Origin of the sequence: Amycolatopsis sp. cg9 (assembly GCF_041346945.1) — a bacterium.
GTDB lineage: Bacteria > Actinomycetota > Actinomycetes > Mycobacteriales > Pseudonocardiaceae > Amycolatopsis.
This window is the reverse complement of record NZ_CP166850.1, coordinates 8,160,126-8,186,469: the sequence shown is the minus strand read 5'-3', so window position 1 is coordinate 8,186,469 and position 26,344 is coordinate 8,160,126. Positions and strand designations below refer to the sequence as shown.

Here is a 26,344-nt window from a genome sequence, read left to right as displayed (position 1 = left end):
GCGGCTTCGGCGAGCAGCCGTCGCGGCACGGTGTCCCAGGTGCCGTCAGCCCCGCCGAAGCCTTGGTCGGAGACGCCCTAGGAGTCGCGGAGGGCGCGGGAGTCGGCCGTCTCGCCGGTCAGGTACTTCGCCGTGCCGGTGAGGACGAGCAGGCGGTCGAGGGCGGGTGTCCGGTTGTCCAGGCGCAGCCGCCGGCCCGTGCCGGCCACCGCGCGGTGCACCTTCAGCAGCTCCGACAGCCCGGAGGAGTCGCAGAAGCCGATTTCGCCGCAGTCGAGGCGCACCTCCCGCACGCCGGGGTGGTCGGCGAGCCGGTCGGTGACCAGGTTCAGGAGCAAGCCGGCCGTGGCGAACTCGAGGTCGCCGACGACCGCGACGGTGGCGATGTCGGCTTCCGGGGTGCTCCAGGTGCAGGTCAGCCCGTTGGTCATGCCGAGAGCTCCGATCCGGTGGCCGGTTCCGCGAGGTGCGTCCGCGCGGCGCGGAGCAGGCCGGTGGCCCGCGGGAAGTCGCGCAGCTCCGCCTCGAACAGTTCGAGGGCGGGGACCAGCGAGGCGGCCGGGACGCCGCGCGCGGTGAGGATCCCGGCGGTCCAGGTCAGGAACCCGGTGAACAGCTCTTCGTCGCCGACGTAGAGCGCCGTCGCCAGGTACTCCACGATGTGCGCGAGGTCTTCCGCGGTGTACTGGCGCTGCAGGTCGGTGTAGTTCCGCATGGCCGGGATCCGCTCCTCCAGCGCGGCCAGTACCGCCTTCACGAGCCGGCCGGAGCTGCGCGTGACCAGCGTGTACTCCTGGTCGGCCAGGTGCGGCAGGTCGTCGAGCGGCTGGTGCGCGGTGTGCGGGCGGGGGAGCGGCCGGGCCAGCCGGTCGGCCGCCGTCCGCGCGTCCGGCGCCCACGCTTCGGCGCCCAGCAGGCGTGCGTAGCGGCCGTCGGGGCCGAAGGCCGCACCGCCCGCGATGACCGGGGTCGCCGCCGCCTGGCACGCGGTGATCGTGGCGTGCGCGGTCGGCAGGCGGGTCGCGAGCGAGCCGGACAGCGCCACCGCGTCCGGCCCGGTCCGGTGCAGGTGGGCCACCAGGTGCGGGGCGGGTACCTGCGCGCCGAGGTAGTCGACCTGGAAACCGCGCAGGCGCAGCACTTCGCTGAGCAGCCGGGCCGGCATCGCGTGCCATTCGCCGTCGACGCACGCGACCGTGACGCGGCCGAGGTGCGGTTCCGGGCGCTTCAGCACGTAGCCGAAGGTCGCGATGACGCGGTCGTTGATCGCGGTCGCCGCGTGCTCCTGGGCGACGGTCAAGCGGTTGGCCGCCCACTCCTGCCCGACCCGCCGCTGCACCGCCCCGATCACGTCGAGCAGCACGCTTTCCGGGTCGGTCCCGGCGCCCAGTGCCTGGACGACGACGTCCCCGGCGGTGTACTCGTCGCCCGTCGTGACGGCGTCCCAGAGCCGCTCGGCGTGTTCGGCCACCCCGGTGCTGCGGGTAGCGGTGCTCATGCGGTGTACCTCCCCCGGCCGTGACCGCCGACGGCGGCCAGGTGCTGCCCGCGCGGCGCGGTGATCGCCAGCACGGCCATGTCGTCGTGGGCGCCGCGCCCGATCCACTGCGAAGCGAGCATCTGCACCCGCTCGACGACGGCGTCGGCGGGCATGTTCGCGCACTCGGCGAGGGCCTGGCGGAGCCGGTCCTCGCCGAACATGGCGTCCCCGAGCGGGCCGCCCTTCGCCTCGACGATCCCGTCGGTGTAGAGCAGGCACGTCTCGCCCGGGTTGAGCGTGACGTCGGCGGTCACCGACTCGATCTCGGGCAGCACGCCGATCAGGCTGCCCTGCGTGTCGGCCTCCTCGACCCGGCCGTTCGCGCGCACGATCAGCGGCGGCGGGTGGCCCGCGCTGGTGACGCGCAGCCGGACGGTCGCGCCCTCGCGGCGCGCGGAGGCGAGCACCAGCGTGACGAACCGGGCGTCGGCGTTGTCGCCGAGCGTGCGGTTCAGCAGGTCGAGCAGCCGGTGGTGGTCGCCGGCCATCGGCAGCAGCGCCCGCAGCGTCGTGCGGATCTTGCCGGTCAGCACGGCCGCGTCGAGGCCCTTGCCGCAGACGTCGCCGAGCACGGCCAGCGACTCGTCGCCGTCGCCGGTGATCGCCGAGTGGACGTCGTAGAAGTCGCCGCCGATCCGCTCGCCGTCGCGGGCCGGGCGGTAGCGGCCGGCGAACTCGACCCCGCCGAGCTGCTCGAGGGTGGGCGGCAGCAGCTCGCGCATCAGCGTGTCGGTGATGGACGCCTGCAGCGCGAACACCCGGGCCGCCGACATCGCCGCGCCCGCGCGGGCCGCGAACAGCCGCGCGAAGAGCTCCTCCTGGTCGGTGAACGACGTCCGGTCGCCGCGGCGCAGCAGCACCAGCGCGCCGGCCGGGACGCCGTGCCCGGGCAGGGGCGTCACGACGATCGACCCGACCGGCCCGAAGCCGGCCGGCAGCACCCAGCCGGGTGCCGCGTCCGGGTCGAGCCAGCGCGACGGCACCGGCGGGAAGCCCTGCAGGGCCTCGCCGAGGCCGGGCAGCTCGTCCGGGTCGATCTCCAGCCGGGACCGGACCGGGTCGCCGCCGCGCACGCACGTGACGGCGGGGAAGGACCCGCCGTGGGTGGGGGCCAGCACCAGCGCGGCGTCCGCGAGGTGCTCGGCGGCCAGCCGCGCGGCGACCTCCATGCAGCGTTCGAGGTTGAGCGAGCCCAGCAGGGCGGCCGAAGCATCGCTCAAGAAGGCGGTCCGCTCCTGCTCCTTGGCCAGCGCCTCGCGGGCCGAACGGGCGTCGGTCTCGTCGATGAGCCACCACGTCACGGCGTCGCCGTGCGGGATCGGGTGCGCCGCGAACGACTGGGCGCCGACCTCGCCGCGGGCGATGCCGTCGGGGCCGTGGGCGGCGGCGAGCCAGTCGGCGACCGTGCCGTCGAGGGGACGGCCGGGCTTGGCCGCCGGGAAGAGCAGGCGGGCGGCCTCGTTGAGCGACCGGAGCACCCCGGCACCGTCGGCCACCAGGGCCGCGATCGGGGCGGCGGCCCACTCCCGGCCGTCGTCGACCGGCGTGGCGGGCGTCGTGCGCGCGCGGTCAGCCACGGGCTCCGGCCGGATCCGGATCGGTGACCAGCTCGGCCCACAGGGTCTTGCCGGTGGGCCGGCGCAGCTGGCCCCACGCCGCGGCGCAGCGCTCCACGAGCAGGAGCCCGCGGCCGCCGTGGTCGGACGGTTCCCGGCGGCGGGCGGCCTCGCCACCGCCGTCGTCGACCTCGATCCGCAGCTTGGCGGCACCGGGCAGCAGCCGGACGTGGTAGGGCGCGCGGCCGTGGCGCAGCGCGTTGGACGTCAGCTCGTCCACCACCATGACGGCGGTGCTGACGACGTTGGCCGGCAGGCCGCACAGCACCGAGCGCACCCAGTGGCGGACCCTGGCCAGTTCGGAGAGCTCGGCGGAGATGCCGAGCTCGTGCCGCACATCGCGGAGCTTCACAACCGCCTCCTTCGCCGTGCCGGGACCCCCGGGGAGGCCGTCCCCTTCTTCATGCCCGGATCCGGGGCCGCCCACACGGGTATCGGAGGTCGTCATGCTTCGCCCCAGGAAGAACGGGCCGCTTCGAGCGTCGGGTGCACCGGCATCACGTCGCCGAGCCCCAGCAGTGCGATCGGCCGGGTCACGACGGGCGCGGTCGTCACGACGGCGAAGCGGCCGCCCGCCCGGTGCAGCTGCCGGCCGAGGCGCAGCAGGACCTGCAGGCAGCTGGAGTCGCAGTACTCGACTTCGGCCATGTCGACGACGATCCGCGCGGCGCCGGGGTCGGCCGGCACCAGGTCCGCGAGCTTGGCGGACACGGCGAAGTCGAACTCGCCGCGCAGGGTGTACACGCTCAGGTCCCCGTCTTCGGAGCTTTCCAGGGACCAGCCGTCGCCGGAGAACCGCTGCCGGGGCCGCGCTGCGTCGGTGGTCATGAAAACTCCTGGTCGGGGATCGGGACAGGGGCTGGCGGCTCAACCCGTTCCCGTCGCAATCTACCAAAGCCGCTCGCCGCGGGCAGCGCCGTGTCCCTTCACCGTCCTTTAAGGACTGGCTGGCGGGGCGGCGGGCCGGCCGCCGGTTCGGGGGCCTCGGCCCCGGGCGGCACGATGGCGGTGTTCACCGTGCGGGTCAGCCGTTCGTAGGGTGCGCGGTGCTCGTCGTCGAGCAGCACCGCCAGCGGCGTCCAGACCCCCACCACGAACACCGACGCGGCCAGCGCGACGGGCAGGAGCAGCTGCTCGGGGTGGTTGCCGAGGTCCCAGCGGTCGAGGTCCAGCAGCCACCACGCGAGCCACAGCGGGGAGAGCAGGACGCCGTTGCGGACCAGCAGCGAGACCGGCCCGGCGCGGCGGCCGCCCCGGCGGGTCACCCGCAGCAGCATGGCGCGCTTGCCGGGGGTCGAGCCGGTCACCGCGGGCAGCACCACGAACCAGACGACGGCGAGGATCACCACCGGCGTGTCGCGGTGGCGCAGGTCCTCGCCGAACAGCGTGAGCAGGCCGAAGAGGAACCCGAGCAGCGCGGCGAACCCGAGCAGGTCGCTGACCAGCGCGAAGAGCCGCCGGGTGAAGGTCACCTTCGCGGCGTAGCGGCGCCGGTCGTGCTCCGGCTCGGGGGTGGGCAGCAGGCGGCCGAGCGGACCGGCGAGCAGCCAGCCGGCGACCACGCCCGCCGTGTTGAGGATGAGGTCGTCGACGCTGAACAGCCGGTACGGGCACGGGTAGACGAACCACAAGCCGGTCAGCTGGGTCAGCTCGAAGAACAGGGAGACGCCGAAGCCGATCAGGGCCGCGGGCACCAGGCGCATCCGCTGCGCGTACCGGACGTAGAAGCCGAGCGGCGCGAGCATCACGACGTTGAGCGCCGTGGTCCAGACCGCCGGGTTGTGCAGCACTGCGCCGGGGCTCCAGTGCCCGCGGGCGCGCTGCGAGACCACTTCGACGAAGTAGAAAGGCCGCAACTGCGGAGAACTCGCGTAGGTGTGCCCCGCGCAGTACGCCGGATCGGCGGGCAACGGCAGCACCGTCTGCGTCGCGATCGCCAGCAGGTAGAAGAGGAACGCGTAGAAGACGAAGGTCGGCCAGCCGCCGGCACGGCCGCGCCGGCGGTAGCTGACGAACGCGGCCGGCAGCATGACGGCCAGCGCGACGAGCGGGAAGAGAAGGAGGGCGGTGCGGACGGGGACGAGGTAGGTGGCGACCACGGAGCCGGTGGTACCCAGCCGTGCGGGGGGTGAAGCGTGCTTCCCCCGGACGGCTGGGTTTCACCGGCGGCCGGTCACTGCGGCGGGGCGTCCTGCTGCCCGCCGCCCTGCTTGTGCAGGAAGTCCTTCACCTTGTCGGAGCCCTGGTCGATCTTGTCGGAGTGCTCGCCGAACCGCTGCTTGGCGGCCTCGGCGGCCTTGTCGACACCCTGGTCGGCCTGCTCCGGGTGCTGCCCGAGCGCTTCCTTGGCCTTGTCGAACAGGTTCATCCGTCGTGCCTCCGTCCGGAATTCGATCATCGGTCGTCCCGAGGAGAACACCGGCTCCCGGGACCCGCAACAGCCAGGCACCCGTCGCGGGGATTTCCGGTGTTTTCGCGGGTGAAAGCCGGTGCGCGGGGTTTGCGCCGCGGGCTTCGGGGTAGGGGGCGATTCCTTCGCGGGCCGGCGCCGGTCGGTACCGGCATGAGTGATCTCCCCCTGAGCGAGGCCGCCCGCGAAGTCCTCGACGGACCGCACACGGCGGTGCTCGCGACCGCGAACGCCGACGGCCGGCCGCAGTCGTCGGTGATCTTCGTCAAGCGCGACGGCGACTCCGTCGTCTTCAGCACGGTCCACGGGCGGCTGAAGACCCGCAACATGCGGCGCGACCCGCGGGTCAGCCTGCTGGTCGCGAGCGCGCCCGGCCGGTACGTCGAAATCCGGGGGCGCGCCGAAGTCGCCGAGGACCCGGAAAAGGTACTGCTGCACGAAATGTACGCGCGTCACATGGGCGGGGCGACGCCGCCGCCCGAACCCGGCGCGCGGCGGGTCGCCGTCCGGATCATCCCGGAAAAGGTGTACGTGTGGCCGCCCGCGGGCGGCGCGTGAACCAGCCGGGGCCCCGGTCCGTATACCGGGTGAGGATCGCCGGTCCCGCCGCACGGGCCGGGCGGTCACCGCCGCGAACGACGACGTGAGGCCCGCATGCTCGGACGAACCGCCCCCGCACCCCTGCCCGACTTCGGCTTGCCCCGGCTCGGCCGCCGGCACGCCGTCGCGGGCGGGGTGCTCACGACGCTGGCCGCGCTGCTCGTGCTGTTCGCGCTCCTCGCGCCGGACGACCTCACCGCGTTCTCGGCCGAGGCGCTCGTGCGGGTGCCGGTGGAAGGCGTCGTCGTCGCCGCGTTCGTGCTGGTGCTGCCGCCGCGGGCGCGGAGTGCCGTCGCCGTCCTCTTCGGTCTGGTGCTGGGGCTCCTGACCCTGATGAAGGCGCTCGACACCGGGTTCTACGCCACTCTCGAGAAGCCGTTCGACCCCGTCTACGACTGGAGCTTCTTCCACGCCGGGGTCGAGTTCCTCGCCGGCCAGATCGGGGACGCGGCCACCGTCGGCGCGCTCATCGGCGCCGGCGTGCTCGCGGTGGTCGTCGTGGTGCTCACGGTACTGGCCGCGTTGCGGCTGTCGCGGGTCGCCGCCGGGCGCCGGACCGCGGCGACCCGGGTCGTGGCGGTGCTCGGGGTCGTCTGGATCGTGAGCTCGGTGTTCGGCGTCGAGATCGCGCCGGGGCAGCCGGTGGCCGCGCAGAGCGCCGCCGCGCTGGCCTACGGCGACCTGCGGCAGGTGGGCGCCGACCTGCGCGAACAGCGCCCGTTCGGCGAGGTGGCCGCGGCGGACGCGTTCCGCGGCACGCCCGGTGACCAGTTGCTGAACGGGCTGCGCGGCAAGAACGTCGTGCTCACCTTCGTCGAGAGCTACGGCCGGATCGCGCTCGACGACCCGGCGTTCGGCCCGAAGATCGGCGCGACGCTCGACACGGGCACCGCCGAGCTGCGCGCGGCCGGAATCGGCGCGAAGAGCGCGTTCCTATCGTCTTCGACGTTCGGCGGGGGCAGCTGGCTGGCCCACTCGACGGTGCAGTCGGGCATGTGGATCGACAACCAGCAGCGCTACAACGACCTCCTCGCCAGCGACCGGCTCACCCTCGGCGGCGCGTTCCAGCGCGCGGGCTGGCGGACCGTCTGGGACGTGCCCGCGCACACCAAGGACTGGCCGGAGGGGCAGAAGTTCTACCACCCGGACGCCTACTACGACGCCCGCGGCATCGGCTACCACGGCCCGGGCTTCGCCTACGCGACCATGCCCGACCAGTTCACGCTCTCGATGCTGCAGCGCAAGGAACTCGCCAGGGGCGGCCCGGTGATGGCCGAGGTCGACCTCGTGTCCAGCCACGCCCCGTGGTCACCCCGCCCGTGGCTCGTCGACTGGAACCAGGTCGGCGACGGCTCGGTGTTCGCCCCGATGCCCGCGGCGGGCGAGGCCCCGGAGTCGGTCTGGAAGGACCCCGCGAAGATCCGCGACGCGTACCGGGACGCCACCGACTACTCGCTGAAGACGCTCATCTCGTTCGTGCAGCACTACGGCGGCGACGACACGGTGCTGGTGTTCCTCGGCGACCACCAGCCGCCGGTGGTGACCCCGCAGGGCGCGGTGCACGACGTGCCGATCACGATCGTGGCGAAGGACCCGAAGGTGCTGGACCGGATCGCCGGCTGGGGCTGGACGGACGGCCTGCGCCCGGCCGCGCAGGCCCCGGTGTGGAAGATGGATTCGTTCCGCGACCGCTTCCTGACGGCGTTCGCGCGCTGAACTTCCCGGCCGGCCGCCGGGGAATTGCGCCATCCGTCCAGGGTCGCGGGCTAGCCCGGATGGAGCAGCGTCGTGACTTTCCGCTGCGCGCGGATTCACCGGCCCGATGAATTGCCGGTAATTCTTCCGCACTTCTACGCTCTTTAACGTCGGGTTTCTCCGCGCTGAGGAGTGGTCATGCGAAGGAAATTGGCGGTTCTCGGGGTCGCTTTGTTTTCGCTGTTCGGTCTGACGGTCGTGCCCGCGGCCGCGGCCGGCGGCGACTTCGCGCCACCCGGCTGCTTCGGCGAGCGCTACGGAACCCTCTTCGGGCAGGGCGTTTCGGTCAGCTGCTTCCCCGGTGAGGGGTACGGCTACCGCGTGATCGCGCACTGCGCGAACGGCTCCGCCTTCTGGTTCGTGGCCGGGGAATTCGTGCCGTACGGGTTCGGCCCGGCGGTCGCGGAATGTTCGGGCGCGCTGCTGGTGCCGGCGCGGGTGGTCACCTACCAGGTCGACGAAATCTGATTCGGGCACGGAACCGTCCGGTCACCCATTTTCCCGGGTGGCCGGACGGTGTCGTGCGCGCGGTTCCGGGATTTCACACGGTGCGGCGGTCGTCCATCGCGTCGCGGTCCCAGTCGATTCCGAGCCCGGGCGTTTCCGGTGCGACCGCGTGCCCGTTCTCGACGGTCATTTCGGTGCGGGTGATCGCGCGCAGCTGCGGGATGTGCTCGACGTAGCGGCCGTTCGGGACGGCCGCGGTCAGGCTGACGTGCAGTTCCATCAGGAAGTGCGGGCAGACCTCGACGTGGCACGCCTCGGCGAGGTGGGCGACCTTGAGCCACGGCGTGATCCCGCCGATCCGGGCGACGTCCGGCTGCACGATCGACGCCGCGCCGCGGTGCAGGTAGTCGCGGAACTGCCCGAGCGAGTACAGCGACTCCCCGACGGCGATCGGCACGGGGGTCGACGCGGCGAGCCGGGCGTGCCCGGCGACGTCGTCGGCGGGCAGCGGCTCTTCCAGCCAGAAGAGGTCCAAAGGGGCGAACGCCGCCGCCCGGCGGACGGCTTCGGCGGCCGTCATCGACTGGTTCGCGTCCACCATCAGGTCGAACCGCGGGCCGACGGCTTCGCGCACGGCGGTGAGGCGGTCGAGGTCCTCGCGCCCGCCCGGTTTCCCGATCTTGACCTTCACCCCGCCCCAGCCCGCGGCTTCGGCGGCCTTCGCGCCCGCGGCCAGTTCCTCGGTGCTCAGGTGCAGCCACCCGCCTTCGGTGTCGTACAACGGAACGCGCGGGGAGTACCCGCCGGCGACGCGCCACAGCGGTTCGCCGGCGCGCCGGCACTTGAGGTCCCACAACGCGGTGTCGACGGCGGCCAGCGCGAGCGAGGTGATCGCGCCGACGGTCGTCGCGCGGGTGGCGGCGAACAGGTCCCGCCAGATCGCTTCGACCAGCCGCGAGTCCCGGCCGGCGAGCCGGGGGAGCAGGTGGTCGCGCAGCAGCGCGACGACCGAGCTGCCGCCGGTGCCGATCGTGTAGGAGTAGCCGAGCCCGCGGCCGCCGTCGGCCGTGGTCAGCTCGACGAACACGGTCTCCTGGGACGCGAACGCCTGCACGGCGTCGGTCCGGACCTGCTCGACCGCGACGTCGACGAGGAAGGCCTCGGCGTGCGTGACGACAGTCAACGATCCCCCTGGCGCAGAATCCTATAGGAAATACGATTCTGGTCGTGAGTGTGTGAGCTGTCAACGGCGGGGGACGGTCGTGCACGTTCGCTGCCCCGCGGTCTCCGGTTCGCGCCGGTGCCCGTCCCGCCGTGCTGTACTTGGTCCAGACCTTCGTCGGCGCGGACGGGTGAGCCCGGTTCGTGCTTCTTCGCGTGCCCGGAAGTTGTTGTACCGCAGGAGAACTATCCATTCTGTCCGCAATGGACAGACGTTCGCTCCCGCGAATTCCGGACAGAAGACCGGACAAATCTGGACCGGCCGCGCAGCGCCCCGCACACTCGGCGGACGGTGTGTTTCTTTCCCCCGGCCCTGGAGGAGTCCCCATGCGTCGAAGAATCGCCATCGCCCTCGGCGGCGCCGCCGTCCTGACCGCTTCCCTCGCCTCCGCTTCGCTGAGCCCGGCCGTCGCGTCGCCCGGGCTGATCGCCGCCATGCAGCGGGACTTCGGCCTGACCGCCGCCCAGGCCGAAACCCGGCTCGGCCAGGAAACGTCCGCCGCGCGGATCATGCCCGCCGCGCAGCAGGCCGCCGGTGCCGCGTTCGGCGGCGCGTGGTTCGACCCCGCGCTCGGCAAGCTCGTCGTCGGCGTGACCGACCCGGCCGCCGCCGACGCCGTCCGGAAAGCCGGCGCCGAACCCACCACCGCCCGGGTCAGCGCGGCGAAGCTCGACGCCGCCAAGGCCGCGATCGACGCGTCCGCCAAGGCCGACCCCGCCCCGGCTGCCGTCAGCGGCTGGCGCGTCGACCCGCGGGCCGGCAGCGTCGTGGTCACCGTGCGGCCGGGCGCGCGCGGCGCCGACGTCGACGCCTTCCTGGCCCGCGCCGCGAAGGCGGGCCCGGTGACCGTGGCGAGCGCGCCGGCCGCCCAGCCGTTCTCGGCGGGCACCGTCGGCGGCGACCCCTACTACATCAACGGCAACACCCGCTGCTCCATCGGGTTCTCGGTGCAGGGCGGCTTCGTCAGCGCCGGCCACTGCGGCGGCGCGGGCAGCTCGGTCGTCGGCTGGGACGGCTCGGCGATGGGCAGCTTCGCCGGCTCTTCCTTCCCCGGCAACGACTATTCGTTCATCCGCATCGGCAACGGCTGGTGGACCGCGCCGGTCGTGCTCGGCTGGGGCACCGTCAGCGACGCGCTCGTCCGCGGCTCCTGGGTCGCGCCGGTCGGCACGTCGGTGTGCCGCTCGGGCTCGACCACGCACTGGCACTGCGGCACGGTGCTCGGCCTCAACGAGACCGTCAACTACTCCCAGGGCGCGGTCTACCAGATGACCCGGACCAACGTCTGCGCCGAGCCCGGCGACTCCGGCGGCTCGTTCATCACCGGTGACCAGGCCCAGGGCGTCACCTCGGGCGGCTGGGGCAACTGCAGCTCGGGCGGCGAGACGTGGTTCCAGCCGGTGAACGAGATCCTGCAGACCTACGGCCTGTCGCTCGTCACGGCGTAGGAAAGTCTTCCGGCGGCGGCCGATGAATCAGGCGGCCGCCGCCGGTAAGTACCGGTGAGGCCGCGCCAAGGGGGCGCGGCGGGAACCACCGGGAGCAGCCATGAGCGTGATCGTGACCGAGTTCGTCACCCTGGACGGGGTCGTGGAGGACCCGGACGGCTCCGGCGGCACGGCCACCGGCGGCTGGGCGTTCCGGCACGGGCCCGAGGCGGTGGCCGGGGACAAGTTCCGGCTCGGCTCGCTGCTCGAAACCGGCACGCTGCTGCTCGGCCGCACCACCTGGGAGTTGTTCTCGAAGCTCTGGCCCGGCCGCACGGACCCGTTCTCCGCCCGGCTCAACGCGGCCCGGAAGCTGGTCGTCTCGCGGACGCTGACCGACGTGTCGGCGTGGCAGAACTCCTCGCTGCTGCGGGGAGATCTCGACGGGACGGCCGAGCGCCACGAGGGGGACCTGATCGTCATCGGCTCGATCGGGATCGCGCGGGAGCTCGGCCGGCGTGCGCTGGTCGACGAGTACCGGCTGCTCGTGTTCCCGAGCCTGGTGGGCACGGGCCGGCGGCTCTTCGACGGTGCGGCGCCCGCGGACCTGCGGCTGGTCTCCAGCACGGCGGTCGGTCCCGCGGTGCTGAGCACCTACCGGACGCGCTAGGTCCGCAGCAGGCTCCCGAGCCAGCCGCCCAGCACCCGCTGGACCTCTTCGCGGGTCAGCGCCGGGTCGTCCGCCGCGGCGATCATCCGCGCCGCTTCCATCACGGCGCTGAGCACGAGCTGGGCCAGGGCGCGGACGGGCTGGTCGACGATCAGCCCGTCCGCCCTGGCCTGCTCCAGCACGGTGACGAGCAGGCCGAGGCCGTACTCCGCCTCGATCTCGCGCCAGACCTCCCACCCCAGCACCGCCGGGGCGTCGGTGAGCGAGATGCGGCGGACCTCCTCGCGCAGGCAGGCGTCGAGGAAGACGCCGAGTGCCTGCAGCATCCCGCTCAGCGGGTCCGCGGCGCCGTCGAACGCCACTTCGACCTCTTCGGTCAGCTCGCGTTCGATTTCCTCGACGACGGCGCGGAACAAGCCCTGCTTGTCGCCGTAGTGGTGGTACAGCGCGCCCCGGGTGACCCCGGCCGCGCGGGTGATCTCGTCCGCCGGCACGGCCTGGTAGCCGCGCGCGGCGAACAGTTCGCGCGCGGCGCCGACCAAGGCGGCCTTCGTGCCGGCGGAACGGTCCTGCTGGGTACGTCGCACCCGCCTAATCTGCCATGACGCCCGCGAACTCGACGATGTGGCGGGCCAGCGCGGCGGGCTGGTCCTCGGCGATGAAGGTGTAGGAGTCCGGCACCTCGACGAGTTTCGCGTCCGGCAGCAGCGCGGCGAGCCGGTGGGCCAGCCGGATCGGGAACAGCTTGTCCTCGGGCGCCCACGCCAGCAGGACCGGGCGGTCGAAGGTGCGCAGCTTCTCGGCCGCTTCCAGCGTGTGCCGGGGGTGGACCTCCTCGAGCAGCTTGCGCAGGTCCCGCCGCACCCCGGCCGACTTCCGCAGCTTCCCGAGGTAGGCCTGCGCGACGGCGTCCGGCAGCGGCCGCTTGGTCACCCACCCGAACAGCAGCGGAAGCCGGTAGAGGGCCCGGATCCGCAGCAGCTGCCCGAGTACGGCCATCGACCCGGGCACCCGCGCGATCCGCGGCAGCGGCTTGAAGATCGGCGGGAAGAAGTACTCGAAGCAGTCGGACGGCGTGAGCACCACCCGCCCGACCCGCTCCGGACGGCGGCTGAGCATGATCTGCGTCAGCGCGCCGCCGGTGTCGTTCGCGACGAGCGTGACGTCGCGGAGCTCGAGCGCCTCGAGGAAGTCGGCGATGACGTCGGCGTTCCCGGCGGGGGAGAGGTCGGCGTCCGCGCGCATCGGCAGGTCGTGCGAGCCGAGCGGCAGGTCCGGAGCGAGGCACCGGAACCCGGCCGCGGCGATGTCGGGGACCACCTTCCGCCAGAGTTCCGCGTTCGTCAGCACCCCGTGGACGAACACCACCGGGGCGCCCGAGCCCCGTTCGAAGTACCGCACCTCGCCGGCGGGCAGCCGGACGCGGCGCTCCTGACCCAGGGTTTCACTCCGCTTCGTCATGAGACCAGGTTACATACATGGTGTATGTATGTAAATGAGCCGGCGCGGTGGCTCAGTACGCGACCGTGAAGCGGGTCCGGTGGTGGCGCGGCCGCTCCGCCTCGTCCAGTAGTGCGACCGCGAAGTCCTCCGCCGAGATCGCCGACCGGCCGTCCGCGTCCACGAGCAGCTCGTCGCCGCCCAGCCGGTAGCGGCCGGTCCGCTCGCCCGGCTCCAGGAGCGCGGGCGGGCTGGCGTAGGTCCAGTCGACGGCGGTGTCGGCGCGGTACACGTCGTGCTGCGCCCGGCACGCCGCGGCGATCGGGCGCAGCTCCGCGGGGAAGTCCGGGGCGTCGAGCACCGTCGTGCCGGCCGGGGTGATCAGGGTGGCCGCGCCGCCGACGGCCAGCAGGCGCACGCCGGTCCCGGTCAAGCCGTTCAGCAGGCCGCGGGTGGCCTCGACGAGCTCGTCCTCCCGGCCGGGCGCCGGGCGGGTCGCCGTGATCACGAGGTCCTGGCCGCGGCTCAGCGCGGCCACGTCCCCGGGGTTCGCGGCGTCGCCGGGGCGCACGGGGACGGGCAATCCCTCGGCGCGCCGCGGGTTTCGCGCGATCGCGGTGACTTCGTGTCCTCGGGTGACGGCTTCGGCGACGACCCGGCGGCCGACGGTGCCGGCGGCGCCGAACACGGTGATGCGCATGGTGCTCCTTCGATCAGATTGCTTAGCGCTAAGAATGATAGCTTAGAGCTAAGCTAACGGTGCGCAAGGGGAGGTGGAGAATTCACCACCTGGCCGTCTGCCGGGATGGGGCGCCGGGCCGGTGGTTGGCGGATCTTTGGGCGCCCGGTGTCTGCTGCGGGCCCCGTCGCCGACCACCCGGAGGCCTTCGTGACCACGTTCGACCGCCGCACCCTGCTCAAGACCGGGATCGTCCTCGCCGGCGGCATCGCCGCGACGGCGGCTTTCCCCGGCGTCGCCTCGGCCTACTCGTGGCCGTCGTCACTGCGGTCGGGCTCGACCGGGGCCGCGGTCACGGAACTGCAGATCCGCGTCGCCGGCTGGGCCGCCGACGGTCCGAAGCAGACCTGCGTCGCCGTCGACGGCGACTTCGGGCCCGGGACGGCGGCCGCGCTGACGCGCTTCCAGGCCGCGAACCACCTGCCCGCCAACGGGATCGCGGACGCCGACGACTTCGCCGCGCTCAACGCCCTCGAGTCGGCCGACGGCTCGACCGCCCACTTCGAATTCGGCGAGTTCACCTCGAAGGACGGTGCCGGCTTCGGTGGCGGAAAGGTCGGCTCGGCCACGGTGCAGGAGAACGTCCGGCGGCTGATGTACAAGCTGGAAGCCCTGCGGCTCAAGGCGGGCGGGCGCGCGATCACGATCTCGTCCGGCTTCCGCAGCATCGCGCACAACCAGTCCGTCGGCGGCGCGTCGAACAGCATGCACCTCTACGGCGTCGCGGCCGACATCTACGTCAGCGGGCTCAGCACCCGCCAGGTCTACGTGCTGGCCGAGGCCTGCGGCTTCTCCGGGCTGGAGCGCTACACGCTCTCGGACGCGCACCAGCACGTCGACAGCCGCGTCGAGTACGCCTACGGCTCGCAGAGCTGGTGGTGGGAGAGCGGCACGATCAGCTGAGGAGCGCGGTGGGCCCCCGGACTTGGCTTCGGGGAAAGGTCGGATCCGGGGGTGCCACCGCCCGCGGGACAGCTGACACGGTGTCCTGCGGTGGAATCACCCTACGAACCGCGGGGGCACCTGACCAGGGCCTCGATGCGGTGTCGAAGGTTTGTCGCCCGGTCGGTCACCGGACCTACTGAGAGTGGGCCGGCGGGCGCTGCGCGGCCTGGCTCGGCCGGTTCCGGGTGACGCCGTTCGTGGTAGCCTGAAGTTGAAACTTCAATCTATTGCGTGCCGCGCGCGGGAGTCCCGATGTCGATCTTTCGCCTGAACCACGCCGTGCTCTACGTCCGGGACCTGGCGGAAAGCGTCGCGTTCTACCGGGACGTGCTGGGCTTCGGCTACATCGAGGGCGGCGACGCCCACCGCGGCGCGGCCTTCCTGCGGGCGCCCGGCTCGACCAACGACCACGACCTCGGGCTCTTCGAAATCGGTGCCCACGCCGAGGATTCCGGCGCGGGCCAGACGTCGGTGGGCCTGTACCACCTCGCGTGGGAGGTCGACACCCTCGGCGACCTCGAGCGGGTCGCCGGCCGGCTCCGCGAGGCGGGCGCGCTGGTCGGGTCGTCGGACCACGGCACCACGAAGTCGTTGTACGCCAAGGACCCCAGCGGCATCGAGTTCGAGGTGGTCTGGATCATCCCGCGCGAGCTGCTGACCGACGACGACCGCGCGAAGAGCGCGGCCATCGGCCGGCTCGACCTCGCGGGCGAGCTGGCGAAGTACGGTCCGGACGCGCGCAGCGGCGTGGGGATCTCCCGCTGAGCGACCCGGCGGCGGGCGGCGCCGCCGGGTGCTCGTGCGTCAGGCCGTGACGCCGGCCCGTTCCGGCTGGGCTTCCCGCTGCCGGGTCTTGAGGTTGCCGAGCGCGAAGCGGCCGGGGCCGACGAACGCGACGATGAGCAGCGACCAGCAGAACAGCGTCGCCGCTTCGCCGCCGTTCTGGATCGGGAACAGGCCGTCGGGGGCGTGCGAGGTGAAGTAGGCGTAGGCCATCGAGCCGGAGCCGAGCACGGCGGCGACCCGCGTGCCGAAGCCGACGCAGACGAGCACGCCGCAGACGAGCTGGATCAGCGCGGCCCACCAGCCCGGCCAGGCGCCGACGGCCGCGGGGGCCTTCGCGCCGAACAGGCCGAACAGGGTCTTGAGGCCGTGACAGGCGAACAGGAAGCCGATGACGATGCGGTACAGCCCGATGACGTGCTCGCGGGCCGGGTTCAGGCGGTGCATGGTGCCTCCGGTGTCGGTGCGGGCGGCATCGAACCGGCCGGGGGAGGGACCGGCCGCTGCGAATTCGGTTCGCTCAGATATACCGTCCGTCCGTCACTCGTCACAAGGTACTAAGGTCGGTTAAGCACATTTAAGTAAAGTGATTCACTGGAGTTTCCGGCTGTGGGCAACGTAAAACCGCCGTCAGGGTGATCGTGGCCCAATGGTCCAGACCAGTTTGCGAAGTGGTCCGTTCCGTGTTTCGGGAATGTTTCGGAATTAATCGGGTTACCGCCATTGTTCTGAGAAGTTTCTGAGGAGCGCACCGTAGCCTGACCGTGATCCACCTCACCCGAACGTGTTCGTCACGAACATGTTCGTTATGGTGGTGGCATGGCTCCGGACAGCACTTACAACCGGCGGGAGCGCCCGGCGAAACCGGCGTTGACGCGCGAAGGCATCGTGGCGGCGGCGGTCGCGGTGCTGCGCGCCGAGGGCGTCGAGCGCGTCACCATGCGGCGGCTCGCCAAGGAGCTCGACACCGGCGCCGCGTCGCTCTACGTCTACGTCAAGGACACCGAGGAGCTGCACGCCGCGGTGCTCGACGAACTGCTCGCCGAGGTCGAGCTCGACGGTGCCGGGGACTGGCGCGAACGGCTGTGGGCGGTGCTGGAGTCCTACCGGGCGGTGCTGTTCGCGCACCCCAGCCTGGCCCGGGTCGCGCTGGTGACGCGGCTGAGCGGGCCGAACTACTTCGCGCTCGTCGAGGCCGTGCTGGCGCTGCTCGACGAGGGCGGCATGGCCCCGGGGCAGGCCGCGTGGGCCGTCGACGTGCTCCTGCTGAGCGCCACCGCGGCCGCCGTCGAACACGGCAGCCGCCGGGAGAAGCCCGGCGCCGCCCGCGAGCACGAGGTCATGGTCGAGTCCGTCGCGGCGGCGTCGCCGCGGACCCACCCGCACATCGCCGCGCTGGCCGCCGACCTGGTGTCCGGCCCCGGCCCCGTCCGCGCCAGGTGGGCGTTCGACGCGCTGCTCAACGGCGCGCTCGCCACCCCGCGCCCCGACCCCGAGGAGTCCTGATGCCCGAGATCGCCATCGCCGGCGGGGGCCTGGGTGGCCTCACCCTGGCCCGCGTCCTGCACACCCGCGGCATCGCCGCGACCGTGTACGAGCTGGACGCCACGCCCGTCAGCCGCGACCAAGGCGGCACCCTCGACCTGCACGAGGAGTCCGGGCTGCGCGCGCTGGCCGAAGCCGGCCTGCTCGACGGGTTCCGCGCGATCGCCAGGGAAGAAGGCGAAGCCCTGCGGATCCTCGACCGCGACGGCGTCGTCCGGTTCGAAGAGACCGCCGAAGCGAGCGGCGGCACCCGGCCCGAGGTCGACCGCGGTGCCCTGAAACGGCTCCTCGCCGAGTCCTTGCCGGCCGGCGTCGTCCGCTGGGGCGCCAAGGTGACCGCGGTGTCGCCGGGGAAGCTCACCCTCGGCACCGGCGAGGTCGTCGAGGCCGGCCTGGTCGTCGGCGCGGACGGTGCCTGGTCGAAGGTCCGGCCCCTGCTGTCGGACGCCGTGCCCGCCTACTCCGGGCTGTCCTTCGTGGAAGCCCGGCTGTCCGATGTGGACGAACGGCACCCGGCGGTGGCGGAGCTGGTCGGGTCCGGGTCGATGTTCGCGCTCGCCGCGGGGAAGGGGCTGATCGCCCAGCGCACCGGCGGCGGGTGGATCCGGGTGTACGCCGCCGTCGAGACCGGGGATCCCGCCGCGGCCGCGGACCTGGCCGAGCGGGATCGGCTGCTCGACGTCTTCGCGGACTTCGACGCCGGGCTCCGGGCGCTCGTCGCGGAAGCCGACGCCGGCCTCATCCCGCGGCCGATCCACGCGCTGCCGGTGGGGCACCGCTGGGCCCGCGTCCCGGGTGTGACACTCCTGGGCGATGCCGCACACGTGATGTCGCCCTTCGCCGGTGAGGGTGCGAACCTCGCCATGCTCGACGCCGCCGAACTGGCCCTGGCGCTGGCGGACCACGACGACGTCGAAAGCGCTCTCTCGGCCTACGAAGCCGCGATGTTCCCCCGCGCGGAATCGGCCGCCCGGGACTCGGCGGACAACCTCGAAGCCTGCTTCGCCCCCGGCGCGCCCGCCGCGATGGTCGAGCAGATGACCCGGTTCGCCGCAGGTCACTGACGAAAGGAACGGCCATGGTCTTCGACCTCCTCGACACCGGTGCCGGCGACCGGACCGTGCTGGTGCTGCACGGCGGCGCCGGGCCCCGTGGCGTCGCCCCGGTCGTCGAGCACTTCGCGCCCCGCGCCCGCGTGCTCGCCCCGACGCACCCGGGCTGGTCGGGCACCCCGCGTCCGGACTGGTGCACCGGCGTCGACGACCTCGCACTGGCCTACCTCGACCTCCTCGAGGACGAAGACCTCGCCGGTGTCACCGTGGTGGCCAGCTCCTTCGGCGGCTGGGTCGCGGCCGAGCTGGCCGTGCGCGACCGCGGCCGGCGGCTCGGCAAGCTGGTCCTGCTCGACGCCATCGGCCCCGAGGTCGAGGGCGTCCCGGTGCGGATGCCGCAGCCGCCGCCCGGCGCGCCGGGGCCGGACCCGGCCGACCTGGCCGCGTTGCGGACCTACGCCGGCCCCGGCCTGGCCGACCCGAAGCTGCTGCGCCGGCTGGCCCGGGTCCGGACCCCGGCACTGCTCATCTGGGGCGAGGACGACACCGTCGTGCCGCCGGCCTTCGGAAAGGCCTACGCGGCCGCGTTCGCCGACGCGCGGTTCGAGGTCGTGCCGGGCGCCGGGCACATGCCGGCGCTGCAGGCTCCCGGTGCGACGTTCGACTTGATCGACGTGTTCCTCGATTAGCTTGATCCACGACCCCGTAGAGTGGCTCCATGGTGGACGAAGAAGTCGTCTCGGAGCGCATCCGGCAGATCGCCGCCACCCTCGCGGACCGCGCGGGCGATCTCACCGGGGAACTGGTCCAGCTGTACGCCGCCGACCTGCCGCAGCTGGTCAACGACGACGAGCGGATGGTCAGCCTGCTCTCGGCGAGCGTCTACCAGAACATCGAGACCGCCCTGCAGATCTTCCGGCACGGCATCGACCCGGCGACCGTCGAGCCGCCGGCCGCGGCGATGGAGTACGCGCGGCGGCTGGCGCAGCGCGGCACACCGGTGTTCGACCTGATCCGCGCGTACGACCTCGGCCAGGCCGCGATGCTCGACTTCGGGTTCCAGGAGTGCATCCGCGTGGTCGACGACGCGGCCCTGCTCGGGGCGATGATGCGGCGGCTGCTCAAGGTCGCCTACGAGTTCATCACCCGGGTGGTCCGCCAGCTCGTCGGCGTCTACCAGGACGAACGTGACAGCTGGCTGCTCAACCGGAGTGCCGCGCGGGCGGCCAAGGTGCTGGACCTGCTCGGCGAGAACGGCGGCTCGCCCGACGTCGACGCGGCCGAGGCGGTGATCGGCTACCGCTTGCGCGGCACGCACGTCGGGCTGGTCGTCTGGCACGCATCCGAGGCCCACGACGTGCTGTCGCACCTGGAGTCGGTCGCCGTCGCGGTGCTGGAACGCGCCGGCGGTGCGGGCCGCCCGCTGTTCGTGCCCCGCGACGAAGCCGGCGCGTGGGCGTGGCTGCCGGTCGCGTCGGTCCGCCGCGAGCACCTCGACGCGGCGCTCGCGGACGCCGACCCGGGCGTAAGGATGACCGTCGGCGACCCCGGCACCGGCGTCGACGGCTTCCGCGACACCCACCAGCAGGCCCGCCGCGTGCACGCGCTGGCGCTCGCCGCCGGCGACCACTGCGACCGCGTGCTGACCTTCCGGGAGGTCGGCACGGTGGCGCTGATGACGAGCGACCTCAACGCGGCGCGCCTGTGGGTCGCGAGCACGCTCGGGCCGATGTCGGCCGACGACGAGAACTGCGGCCGGCTGCGCGAGACGCTGCGGGTGTTCCTCGCCTCGGGCGGCAGCTACACCGCGGCGGCCGCCGAGCTGACGATGCACAAGAACTCCGTCCAGTACCGCGTCCGCAAGGCCCAGGAGCTGCTGCCGCGCGGGCTCGGCGAGGGACGGCTGGACGTCGAGCTGGCGCTCAACCTGTGCCAGCGGCTCGGCGCGGCGGTGCTGTCCCCGGCGTGACTTTGGTGCCGCGGACCACCGGTGGCGATGATCGTTGGGTCGCGAGCACGAAGCCGTGATCGGCCGTTCGGCCTACCTTTCCGCTATGGGTGAGAACGGTGGGATGCTCGCGCTGGTGCGGCTTCGCCGAGGTGTCGTCGGCGAGAGCAGACGCGTCTGCCACCTGATCCCCGTCCCCGCCGGCCCGGTTCCGGCGCACCTGACGGCGCTGTGCGGCGAGTCGATCTTCCCCGGCGAGGCCGAGGTGCTCGACGGCCTGCGCGGCATGCCCTGCCACGCGTGCCTGATGGCGAGCGCTCCGGCGGGCGGAAACTTCCTGGCCAACGCGGGCTGAGCCGCGCCGGCCCCGCGGTCCGTGAATGCCACATCGAGAGACGTAACGGCTCTCGACGTGGCATTCACGGCTTTCCGGCTGAGCCTGGCGGGCGGCCAGGAGCGAGCGCGGCTGCGGCCGGACTGCGAGTGGAAGGTCGCGAACGACTCATCGGGGACTTCCGGCGCCGCGAATGAGTCATTCGCGGCAGCGCGGCGGGAGCGAGCGCAGGGCAACCGGGAGCAGGCAGCGGGAGCGAGCCCCGCGGGAGCGAGCGCAGGGCAACCGGGAGCAACCCGGACGGGCGGCGAGAGCGAGCGCGGCAGGGCAATCGGGAGCAGGCAGCGGGAGCGGAGCGCGGCGGGCTAGAGCGAGCCCCAGGCCTGGGCGCGCTGGAGCAGGCGGTCGCGGACCAGGCTGACCGCCGGCCGGGGTGGGGTGGTGCGGGTGACCAGGTACCACGTGTTCAGCGGGGGTGTCTCGGGTTCGTGGACCAGCTCCACCGAGCCCGCCTCCAGCGCCGCCGTCGCGAGGTAGCGGGGGAGGACCGTCGCGCCCGCGCCCGCGACGACCACCGCCAGGATCGCGCGGAGGTCCGGGACCACCACCGCGACCCGGTTCGGGGGGCGCCTGCCGAATTCGCTGCGCCAGTAGCGGCGGATGATCGGCAGCTCGTCGGCGTAGGCGACGAGGGGCAGCTGGGCCAGCGCGCCGACCGGGTCGGCGGCCAGGCGCGCCGGGTCGATGCCGCTGGCCAGCGCCGGGGCGGCGACCAGGACGAACTCCTCGTCGATCATCGGCGTCGCGGTCAGCGCGCGGTCGCGGGGCCGGACCGACGAGACCACCAGGTCGAGGCGGGCCGCGGTGAGCGCGGCCAGCAGTTCCTCGGCGAGGCCGAGCGTCACCGACAGCTGCAGCCCGCGCGTGGTGAGCGGGGTGAGCGCGGGCAGCACCCGGGTCGCCATCGCGTCGCTCGCGCCGCCGAGCGCCACCCGGTCGAGCGGGACCGCGTCCTCCGGGCCCGCCGTGAGCGCGCCCCGCAGTTCGTCGATCCGGGTGCCGATGCGCGCGGCCAGCTCGACCGCGCGGACGGTCGGCGCGGCCCCGTGGCGGGACCGGGTGAACAGCGGCTCGCCCAGCTCCTTCTCCAGCCGGGACAGCTGGCCGGTGACGGCGGGCTGGGTCAGGCCCAGCTCCGCCGCGGCGGCCGAGAGCGAGCCGCGGCGGTAGACCGCGAGGAACGTGCTGAGCAGATCCAGACTTGGCACGCAAGCCACCTTCCATAAGCGTCGTTATGGATGGTACGGACTACCCGCCGGGCCGGCGCGGTTGTTCCCGGCGTGCGGGGCACCGGGTCCCGCGGACAAGGAACCCGGACATGGCACGGATTCTCATGATCGTTTCGGCCGCCGACCGGCTGCGCTTGGCCGACGGCACCGACCACCCGACCGGCTTCTGGGCCGAGGAGGTCGCCGAGTCGCACCGGGTGCTCACCGAGGCCGGGCACCGCGTCGACATCGCCACCCCGGCCGGGCGGCGGCCGGTCGCCGACCCGATCAGCTTCGACGAACGCGGCGGCGTCGATCCCGCGGCCGGCGCGAGGTACCGCGCCCACCTCGACGCGCTCGAAGGCCTGGTTTCGCCGCTGAAGCTGGCCGACGCGACCGTCGACGGCTACGACGCGCTCTACCTGCCCGGCGGCCACGGGCCGATGGCCGACCTGGTGGCGGATCCCGCGCTCGGCCGGCTGCTGACCGCCGCGGACGACGAGGGCAAGCTCGTCGCGGCGCTGTGCCACGGCGTCGCCGGGCTCCTCGCCGCCCGCCGGCCCGACGGGACGTTCGCCTTCGCCGGGCGCGCGATCACCTCCTTCAGCGACGAGGAAGAGCGCCAAGGCGGCCTGGGGGAGCGGGCGCCGTTCTTCGTCGAGGCCCGGCTGCGCGCGCAGGGAGCCGACGTGACGCCCGGCGCGCCGTGGTCGAGCACGGTCGTCGCCGACCGGAACCTCGTCACCGGACAGAACCCGCAGTCCAGTGTGGACACCGCGGCCCGCGTCGCGCGTGCGCTCGATTCTGGATCGATTTCGTGAAATGGATTGTCGGTGAATATCCGACCGGCAAAGGGAACAATTCGCCAGTGGTTACGTGCAGTAGTGGATCAGGTGTCCACAGTGGCGGGTGGGCTCGCGCCGAGCGTGGATCGCGTGGAAAACTCCTGCGTCTGGTCCAGGATCGATAGGTCATTCGGCTGAACTCTGCGGATTGCGTATCCCCACGCGGCGACTTGAGCCTTAACCTTGCGTGATTCTTCGCCATGAATCGCACTGGGGAGTGAGATGAAGTCGACGTCACCGCCGTGGTTTCCGCGCGCCCATTCGCCGTCGGGAGCCGACACCCGGCGATGACGCAAGACGGCTGCATCAGACGTTTCGCGGGAATCGCGGGGCAGTCGCCCGACCGGATCGCGGTCGTCGAGCACGACTCGGCGGTGAGCTACGCGCGGCTGGCCGGGCTGGCCGGCGGGCACGCCGCCCGGCTGCTCGACGCCGGGGTCCGGCCGGGTGAGTTCGTCGGCGTGCTCACCGGGCACGGGACCGCCGCGATCGCCGCGATCCTCGGCACCCTGGCCGCGGGCTGCGCGTACGTCCCGCTCGACCCGACGTTCCCGCGGGACCGCCTCGCCCACCAGGTCGCGGCGGCCCGCGTGTCGGCCGTGCTCGCCGATCCCGGGCACCTCGACCTGGCGGAAGCGTTGTGCCGCACCGCTTCCGCGCGGGTCGTGCGGTCCGGTCCGGACACCGCGCCGTTGCCGGTGCCCGACCCGGATCCGGGCGCGCCGGCCTACGTGCTGTTCACCTCCGGGTCGACCGGCACGCCGAAGGCGGTCGCGCAGACCCACCGCAACCTGCTGCACGTGGTCGACAACCAGATCGCGACGCTCGGCATCACCGCCGCCGACCGGCTCAGCCTGCTGGCTTCCTTCGGCTTCGACGCCGCGATCCCGGACCTCTACCCGGCGCTGCTGACCGGCGCCGCCGTGGTGCCGGTGGACGTCCGCGCCCACGGCGTCGCCCACGCCGCGCGCGAGCTCGCGCGGCACCAGGTCACCGTCTACCACTCGACACCGACGGTCTACCGCTACCTCCTGGACGCGCTCGACGGCGACCTGCCGTCGGTGCGGACCGTCCTGCTGGGCGGCGAGCAGGCCACCTACGCCGACGTCCGCCGCGGCCGCTTCGCCGCCGGCTGCGTGTACGTCAACGGGTACGGCGCGACCGAGGTGACCTTCGCCGCGCAGTACCGGCTGACCGCCGCCGACGTTCCCGCCGACGCCACCGGCCCGCTGCCGATCGGCACCGCGCTGCCCGGCTACGCGCTCACCGTGCTCGACGGCGGCGAGCTCGAAGTCAGCGGCGAGTACCTGGTCGACGGCTACTTCGACCAGCCGGGCCCGGCGTTCGGCACCACCGGCGACGGCGTCCGCAGCTACCGCACCGGCGACCTCGGCGAAGTCCGGCCGGACGGGAACACCGTCTGCCTGGGCCGCCTCGACCGGCAGGTGAAGGTGCGCGGGTTCCGGGTCGAGCTGACCGAGGTCGAAGCCCGCCTCGGCGAACAGCCGGGGGTCGCGGAAGCCCGCGCCGTCGTGCGGGACGGCGAGCTGCTCGCCTACGTCGTGCCGGCCGGGGAAACCGACGGTGCGGCGCTGCGGGCCGCGCTGGCCGACGTGCTGCCCGGGCATTCGGTACCGTCCGCGGTCGTCGCCGTCCCGGCGTTCCCGCTCACCGTCACCGGAAAACTCGACGAGGAAGCGCTTCCGGATCCGCGCCCGCCCGCGCCCGTCCCGGCCGGGCCGATGACCGCGGCGCAGCGGCGGGTGCACGCGATCTGGTCCGCCGTGCTGGGGTACGACGGGTTCGGCACCGAGGACGCCTTCTTCGACGTCGGCGGGCACTCCCTGCTGCTGGGCCGGGTCCAGCAACGGCTGTCCGCGGAGTCCGGCGTGGACGTTCCGCTGCTCGGCCTGCTGGAGCACCCGACGGTCGCGGCGCAGGCCGCGTACCTGGAACCGGCCACTTCGGACGGTCCCCGTGCCGCGGTCGCCGAACCCGGGGAGGACGAGCCGGGCAGCGACCTGATCGCCGTCGTCGGGCTCGCCTGCCGGTTCCCCGGCGCGCCGGACGCCGACGCGTTCTGGTGGAACCTCTGCGCGGGCGCCGACGCGGTCCACGACTACACCGACGACGAGCTGGCCGCGCTCGGCATCGGGTCCGGCCTGCGCGCCGACCCCGCGCACGTGCGGGCCGGCGGCCGCCTCGACGGCGTCGAGGACTTCGACGCCGGGTTCTTCGGGTTCACCGCGGAGGAAGCGGCGCGCACCGACCCGCAGCACCGCCTGTTCCTGGAGACCGCGTGGCGCGCGCTGGAGGACGCGGGCCGCGATCCGGCGCGGGAGACCGGCCCGGTCGGGGTGTTCACCGCCGCCGGGGTCAACCGGTACTTCCTCTTCCACCTCTTCGGGAACCCCGCGGTGACCGGCGAGGTCGACCCGGACGACTGGGAGGGCCGGCTGCCCGGCCGCCAGCTCCCCGACCACCTGCCCGGCCAGGTCGCCTACCGGCTCGGGCTGACCGGGCCCGCGGTCGCCGTCCAAAGTGCGTGTTCCAGCTCGCTCGCCGCGGTCGGCCTGGCCGCGCAGAGCCTCGCCGAATACCGCTGCGACCTGGCGATCGCGGGTGGCGTGAGCGTCACGTGGCCGCGGTACCGCGCCGGTGGCCTCGCGTCGGCGGACGGCCGCTGCCGCTCGTTCGACGCGGCGGCCGACGGGGCCGGGTTCGGTTCCGGCGCCGGGGTCGTGGTGCTGCGGCGGCTGTCGGACGCGCTCGCCGACCGCGACCACATCCACGCCGTGCTGCCCGGCTGGGCGATGACCAACGACGGCGCCGACCGCGCCGGGTACGCCGTGCCGAGCCCGGCGGGCCAGGCGGCCGCGATCGCGGAGGCGCTGGCCGTGGCCGAGGTCGACCCGGCCGAGGTGGGGCTGATCGAGGCGCACGGCAGCGGCACGCCGCTGGGCGACGCGATCGAGGTCGCCGCGCTCAACCGGGTGTACCGCGACGTCCCGCCCGGGACGTGCGCGCTCGGCTCGGTCAAGACGAACATCGGGCACCTCGACGCGGCCGCCGGGGTGGCCGGGCTGATCAAGGCCGTGCTTGCGGTGCGCCACGGCGTGATCCCGCCGAACCTGCACTTCACCGCGCCGCACCCGGAGGTCGACCTGGCCGGTGGCCCGTGCTTCGTGCCGGTCAAGGCCACCGACTGGCCTGACGCGCCCCGCCGGGTGGCCGGGGTCAGTGCGTTCGGCCTGGGCGGCACGAACGTCCACGTCGTCGTCGAAGAAGCACCGGCGCCCGGCCCGCGCGTGACGGCGGCGGGCCCGCACGTCCTGCCGGTGTCGGCGCGGGACCCGGAAGCCTTGCGCCAGGCCCTTTCCGTGCTGCGGGACCGGCTCGCCGCCGACCCGCCGGACCTCGCCGACACCGCCTACACCCTCGCGGTGGGACGCCGGGAGTTCGCCTGCCGCGCGGCCGTGGTCGCGTCGACCGCCGTCGAAGCCGTCGAAGCCCTCGGCACCCTCTTGGCCGAGGGCGGCGACGTCACCGGGCCGCCCGGTGCCGCGCGGGAACTGGCGCTCCGCTGGGCCGGCGGCGCCGACGTCGACTGGGCCGCCCGCCACGACGGCGCGCAGCCGGGCCGGGTGCCGCTGCCCGGCTACCGGTTCCAGCGCGCCAGGTACTGGATCGACCCGCCGGTTCCGGGACACCGCCCGTGAGCCGCACGCACGACCACCCGGCCGCCACCGCGGCCGGGC

The 26,344-nt window shown here is 73.4% G+C and carries 27 protein-coding genes; 14 read left to right on the top strand and 13 right to left on the bottom strand.

The window, feature by feature from the left end:
- Window positions 1-77 precede the first annotated feature (77 nt).
- The 7 genes from AB5J73_RS37940 to AB5J73_RS37910 all read right to left on the bottom strand — a co-directional run bounded on the left by AB5J73_RS37940 (window position 78) and on the right by AB5J73_RS37910 (window position 5,524).
- A complete protein-coding gene (locus tag AB5J73_RS37940) occupies window positions 78-431 on the bottom strand; it encodes an STAS domain-containing protein (RefSeq protein WP_370963630.1) in 354 nt (117 codons plus the stop codon).
- Window positions 428-1,498, bottom strand: a complete 1,071-nt coding sequence (locus AB5J73_RS37935) for a B12-binding domain-containing protein (protein WP_370963629.1) — start codon at window positions 1,496-1,498, stop codon at window positions 428-430. Before AB5J73_RS37935 ends, AB5J73_RS37940 begins: the two co-directional genes overlap by 4 nt.
- On the bottom strand, window positions 1,495-3,117 hold the full coding sequence (locus tag AB5J73_RS37930; RefSeq protein ID WP_370963628.1) for a PP2C family protein-serine/threonine phosphatase: 1,623 nt from the start codon (window positions 3,115-3,117) through the stop codon (window positions 1,495-1,497). The genes AB5J73_RS37935 and AB5J73_RS37930 overlap by 4 nt, the downstream gene beginning before the upstream one ends.
- Window positions 3,110-3,508 (bottom strand): ATP-binding protein, encoded by a 399-nt coding sequence (locus tag AB5J73_RS37925; protein WP_370963627.1) that lies wholly within the window; start codon window positions 3,506-3,508, stop codon window positions 3,110-3,112. Before AB5J73_RS37925 ends, AB5J73_RS37930 begins: the two co-directional genes overlap by 8 nt.
- Before the next feature lie 92 nt (window positions 3,509-3,600).
- Complete coding sequence (locus AB5J73_RS37920; protein WP_370963626.1) at window positions 3,601-3,984, bottom strand: STAS domain-containing protein; 384 nt, start codon at window positions 3,982-3,984, stop codon at window positions 3,601-3,603.
- 98 nt (window positions 3,985-4,082) lie between these two features.
- Window positions 4,083-5,255 carry a VanZ family protein gene (locus AB5J73_RS37915; protein ID WP_370963625.1) on the bottom strand — a complete coding sequence of 391 codons (1,173 nt, stop codon included), beginning with the start codon at window positions 5,253-5,255 and terminating at the stop codon, window positions 4,083-4,085.
- Between the two features lie 74 nt (window positions 5,256-5,329).
- A complete protein-coding gene (locus AB5J73_RS37910; protein ID WP_086858228.1) occupies window positions 5,330-5,524 on the bottom strand; it encodes an antitoxin in 195 nt (64 codons plus the stop codon).
- 195 nt (window positions 5,525-5,719) lie between these two features.
- Between AB5J73_RS37910 and AB5J73_RS37905 the strand changes: the two genes are divergently transcribed.
- The 3 genes from AB5J73_RS37905 (at window position 5,720) to AB5J73_RS37895 (ending at window position 8,389) form a co-directional block, all read left to right on the top strand.
- Entirely contained in the window at window positions 5,720-6,124 is a 405-nt protein-coding gene (locus AB5J73_RS37905) for a PPOX class F420-dependent oxidoreductase (RefSeq protein WP_370963624.1), read from the top strand.
- Between the two features lie 96 nt (window positions 6,125-6,220).
- Window positions 6,221-7,882 carry a sulfatase gene (locus AB5J73_RS37900; RefSeq protein ID WP_370963623.1) on the top strand — a complete coding sequence of 554 codons (1,662 nt, stop codon included), beginning with the start codon at window positions 6,221-6,223 and terminating at the stop codon, window positions 7,880-7,882.
- 177 nt (window positions 7,883-8,059) lie between these two features.
- Window positions 8,060-8,389, top strand: a complete 330-nt coding sequence (locus AB5J73_RS37895) for a hypothetical protein (RefSeq protein ID WP_370963622.1) — start codon at window positions 8,060-8,062, stop codon at window positions 8,387-8,389.
- A gap of 73 nt (window positions 8,390-8,462) precedes the next feature.
- On the opposite strand, the gene AB5J73_RS37890 is transcribed toward AB5J73_RS37895, so the two are convergent.
- Window positions 8,463-9,551: a mandelate racemase/muconate lactonizing enzyme family protein gene (locus AB5J73_RS37890; RefSeq protein ID WP_370963621.1), complete on the bottom strand. Its 1,089-nt coding sequence runs from the start codon at window positions 9,549-9,551 to the stop codon at window positions 8,463-8,465.
- A 365-nt stretch (window positions 9,552-9,916) separates the two neighbouring features.
- On the opposite strand from AB5J73_RS37890, the gene AB5J73_RS37885 reads away from it, so the two are divergent.
- Both AB5J73_RS37885 and AB5J73_RS37880 read left to right on the top strand, forming a co-directional pair.
- Entirely contained in the window at window positions 9,917-11,038 is a 1,122-nt protein-coding gene (locus AB5J73_RS37885; protein WP_370963620.1) for a S1 family peptidase, read from the top strand.
- A 100-nt stretch (window positions 11,039-11,138) separates the two neighbouring features.
- Window positions 11,139-11,687: a dihydrofolate reductase family protein gene (locus tag AB5J73_RS37880; RefSeq protein WP_370963619.1), complete on the top strand. Its 549-nt coding sequence runs from the start codon at window positions 11,139-11,141 to the stop codon at window positions 11,685-11,687.
- Here AB5J73_RS37880 and AB5J73_RS37875 read toward each other — a convergent pair.
- From AB5J73_RS37875 to AB5J73_RS37865, 3 genes are read right to left on the bottom strand one after another with little or no spacing between them, the layout of a single operon-like run.
- Window positions 11,684-12,274 carry a TetR/AcrR family transcriptional regulator gene (locus AB5J73_RS37875; RefSeq protein ID WP_370963618.1) on the bottom strand — a complete coding sequence of 197 codons (591 nt, stop codon included), beginning with the start codon at window positions 12,272-12,274 and terminating at the stop codon, window positions 11,684-11,686. The two genes, AB5J73_RS37880 and AB5J73_RS37875, sit on opposite strands and share 4 nt — an antisense overlap.
- A gap of 4 nt (window positions 12,275-12,278) precedes the next feature.
- Window positions 12,279-13,148: an alpha/beta fold hydrolase gene (locus AB5J73_RS37870; protein WP_370963617.1), complete on the bottom strand. Its 870-nt coding sequence runs from the start codon at window positions 13,146-13,148 to the stop codon at window positions 12,279-12,281.
- Between the two features lie 52 nt (window positions 13,149-13,200).
- Window positions 13,201-13,827: an NAD(P)-dependent oxidoreductase gene (locus tag AB5J73_RS37865; RefSeq protein ID WP_370963616.1), complete on the bottom strand. Its 627-nt coding sequence runs from the start codon at window positions 13,825-13,827 to the stop codon at window positions 13,201-13,203.
- A gap of 189 nt (window positions 13,828-14,016) precedes the next feature.
- Here AB5J73_RS37865 and AB5J73_RS37860 point away from each other — a divergent pair, with 189 nt between their 5' ends.
- The gene (locus AB5J73_RS37860; protein ID WP_370963615.1) at window positions 14,017-14,769 is read left to right on the top strand and encodes a D-Ala-D-Ala carboxypeptidase family metallohydrolase; all 753 of its coding nucleotides are present in this window, start codon (window positions 14,017-14,019) and stop codon (window positions 14,767-14,769) included.
- Window positions 14,770-15,063: 294 nt separating this feature from the next.
- Window positions 15,064-15,576 carry a VOC family protein gene (locus tag AB5J73_RS37855; protein WP_370963614.1) on the top strand — a complete coding sequence of 171 codons (513 nt, stop codon included), beginning with the start codon at window positions 15,064-15,066 and terminating at the stop codon, window positions 15,574-15,576.
- A 39-nt stretch (window positions 15,577-15,615) separates the two neighbouring features.
- On the opposite strand, the gene AB5J73_RS37850 is transcribed toward AB5J73_RS37855, so the two are convergent.
- Window positions 15,616-16,041, bottom strand: coding sequence for a DoxX family protein (locus AB5J73_RS37850; protein WP_370963613.1), 426 nt, complete (start codon window positions 16,039-16,041; stop codon window positions 15,616-15,618).
- Window positions 16,042-16,413: 372 nt separating this feature from the next.
- On the opposite strand from AB5J73_RS37850, the gene AB5J73_RS37845 reads away from it, so the two are divergent.
- The 5 genes from AB5J73_RS37845 to AB5J73_RS37825 all read left to right on the top strand — a co-directional run bounded on the left by AB5J73_RS37845 (window position 16,414) and on the right by AB5J73_RS37825 (window position 20,494).
- Entirely contained in the window at window positions 16,414-17,100 is a 687-nt protein-coding gene (locus AB5J73_RS37845; RefSeq protein WP_370963612.1) for a TetR/AcrR family transcriptional regulator C-terminal domain-containing protein, read from the top strand.
- On the top strand, window positions 17,100-18,203 hold the full coding sequence (locus AB5J73_RS37840) for an FAD-dependent oxidoreductase (protein ID WP_370963611.1): 1,104 nt from the start codon (window positions 17,100-17,102) through the stop codon (window positions 18,201-18,203). The genes AB5J73_RS37845 and AB5J73_RS37840 overlap by 1 nt, the downstream gene beginning before the upstream one ends.
- A gap of 14 nt (window positions 18,204-18,217) precedes the next feature.
- Window positions 18,218-18,880, top strand: coding sequence for an alpha/beta fold hydrolase (locus AB5J73_RS37835; RefSeq protein WP_370963610.1), 663 nt, complete (start codon window positions 18,218-18,220; stop codon window positions 18,878-18,880).
- A 29-nt stretch (window positions 18,881-18,909) separates the two neighbouring features.
- A complete protein-coding gene (locus AB5J73_RS37830) occupies window positions 18,910-20,160 on the top strand; it encodes a PucR family transcriptional regulator (RefSeq protein ID WP_370963609.1) in 1,251 nt (416 codons plus the stop codon).
- A gap of 85 nt (window positions 20,161-20,245) precedes the next feature.
- Entirely contained in the window at window positions 20,246-20,494 is a 249-nt protein-coding gene (locus tag AB5J73_RS37825; protein WP_370963608.1) for a hypothetical protein, read from the top strand.
- Window positions 20,495-20,838: 344 nt separating this feature from the next.
- On the opposite strand, the gene AB5J73_RS37820 is transcribed toward AB5J73_RS37825, so the two are convergent.
- On the bottom strand, window positions 20,839-21,741 hold the full coding sequence (locus AB5J73_RS37820) for a LysR family transcriptional regulator (protein WP_370963607.1): 903 nt from the start codon (window positions 21,739-21,741) through the stop codon (window positions 20,839-20,841).
- Between the two features lie 110 nt (window positions 21,742-21,851).
- On the opposite strand from AB5J73_RS37820, the gene AB5J73_RS37815 reads away from it, so the two are divergent.
- Window positions 21,852-22,562: a type 1 glutamine amidotransferase domain-containing protein gene (locus AB5J73_RS37815; protein ID WP_370963606.1), complete on the top strand. Its 711-nt coding sequence runs from the start codon at window positions 21,852-21,854 to the stop codon at window positions 22,560-22,562.
- A gap of 311 nt (window positions 22,563-22,873) precedes the next feature.
- Window positions 22,874-26,305: a beta-ketoacyl synthase N-terminal-like domain-containing protein gene (locus AB5J73_RS37810; RefSeq protein WP_370963605.1), complete on the top strand. Its 3,432-nt coding sequence runs from the start codon at window positions 22,874-22,876 to the stop codon at window positions 26,303-26,305.
- Window positions 26,306-26,344 lie beyond the last annotated feature (39 nt).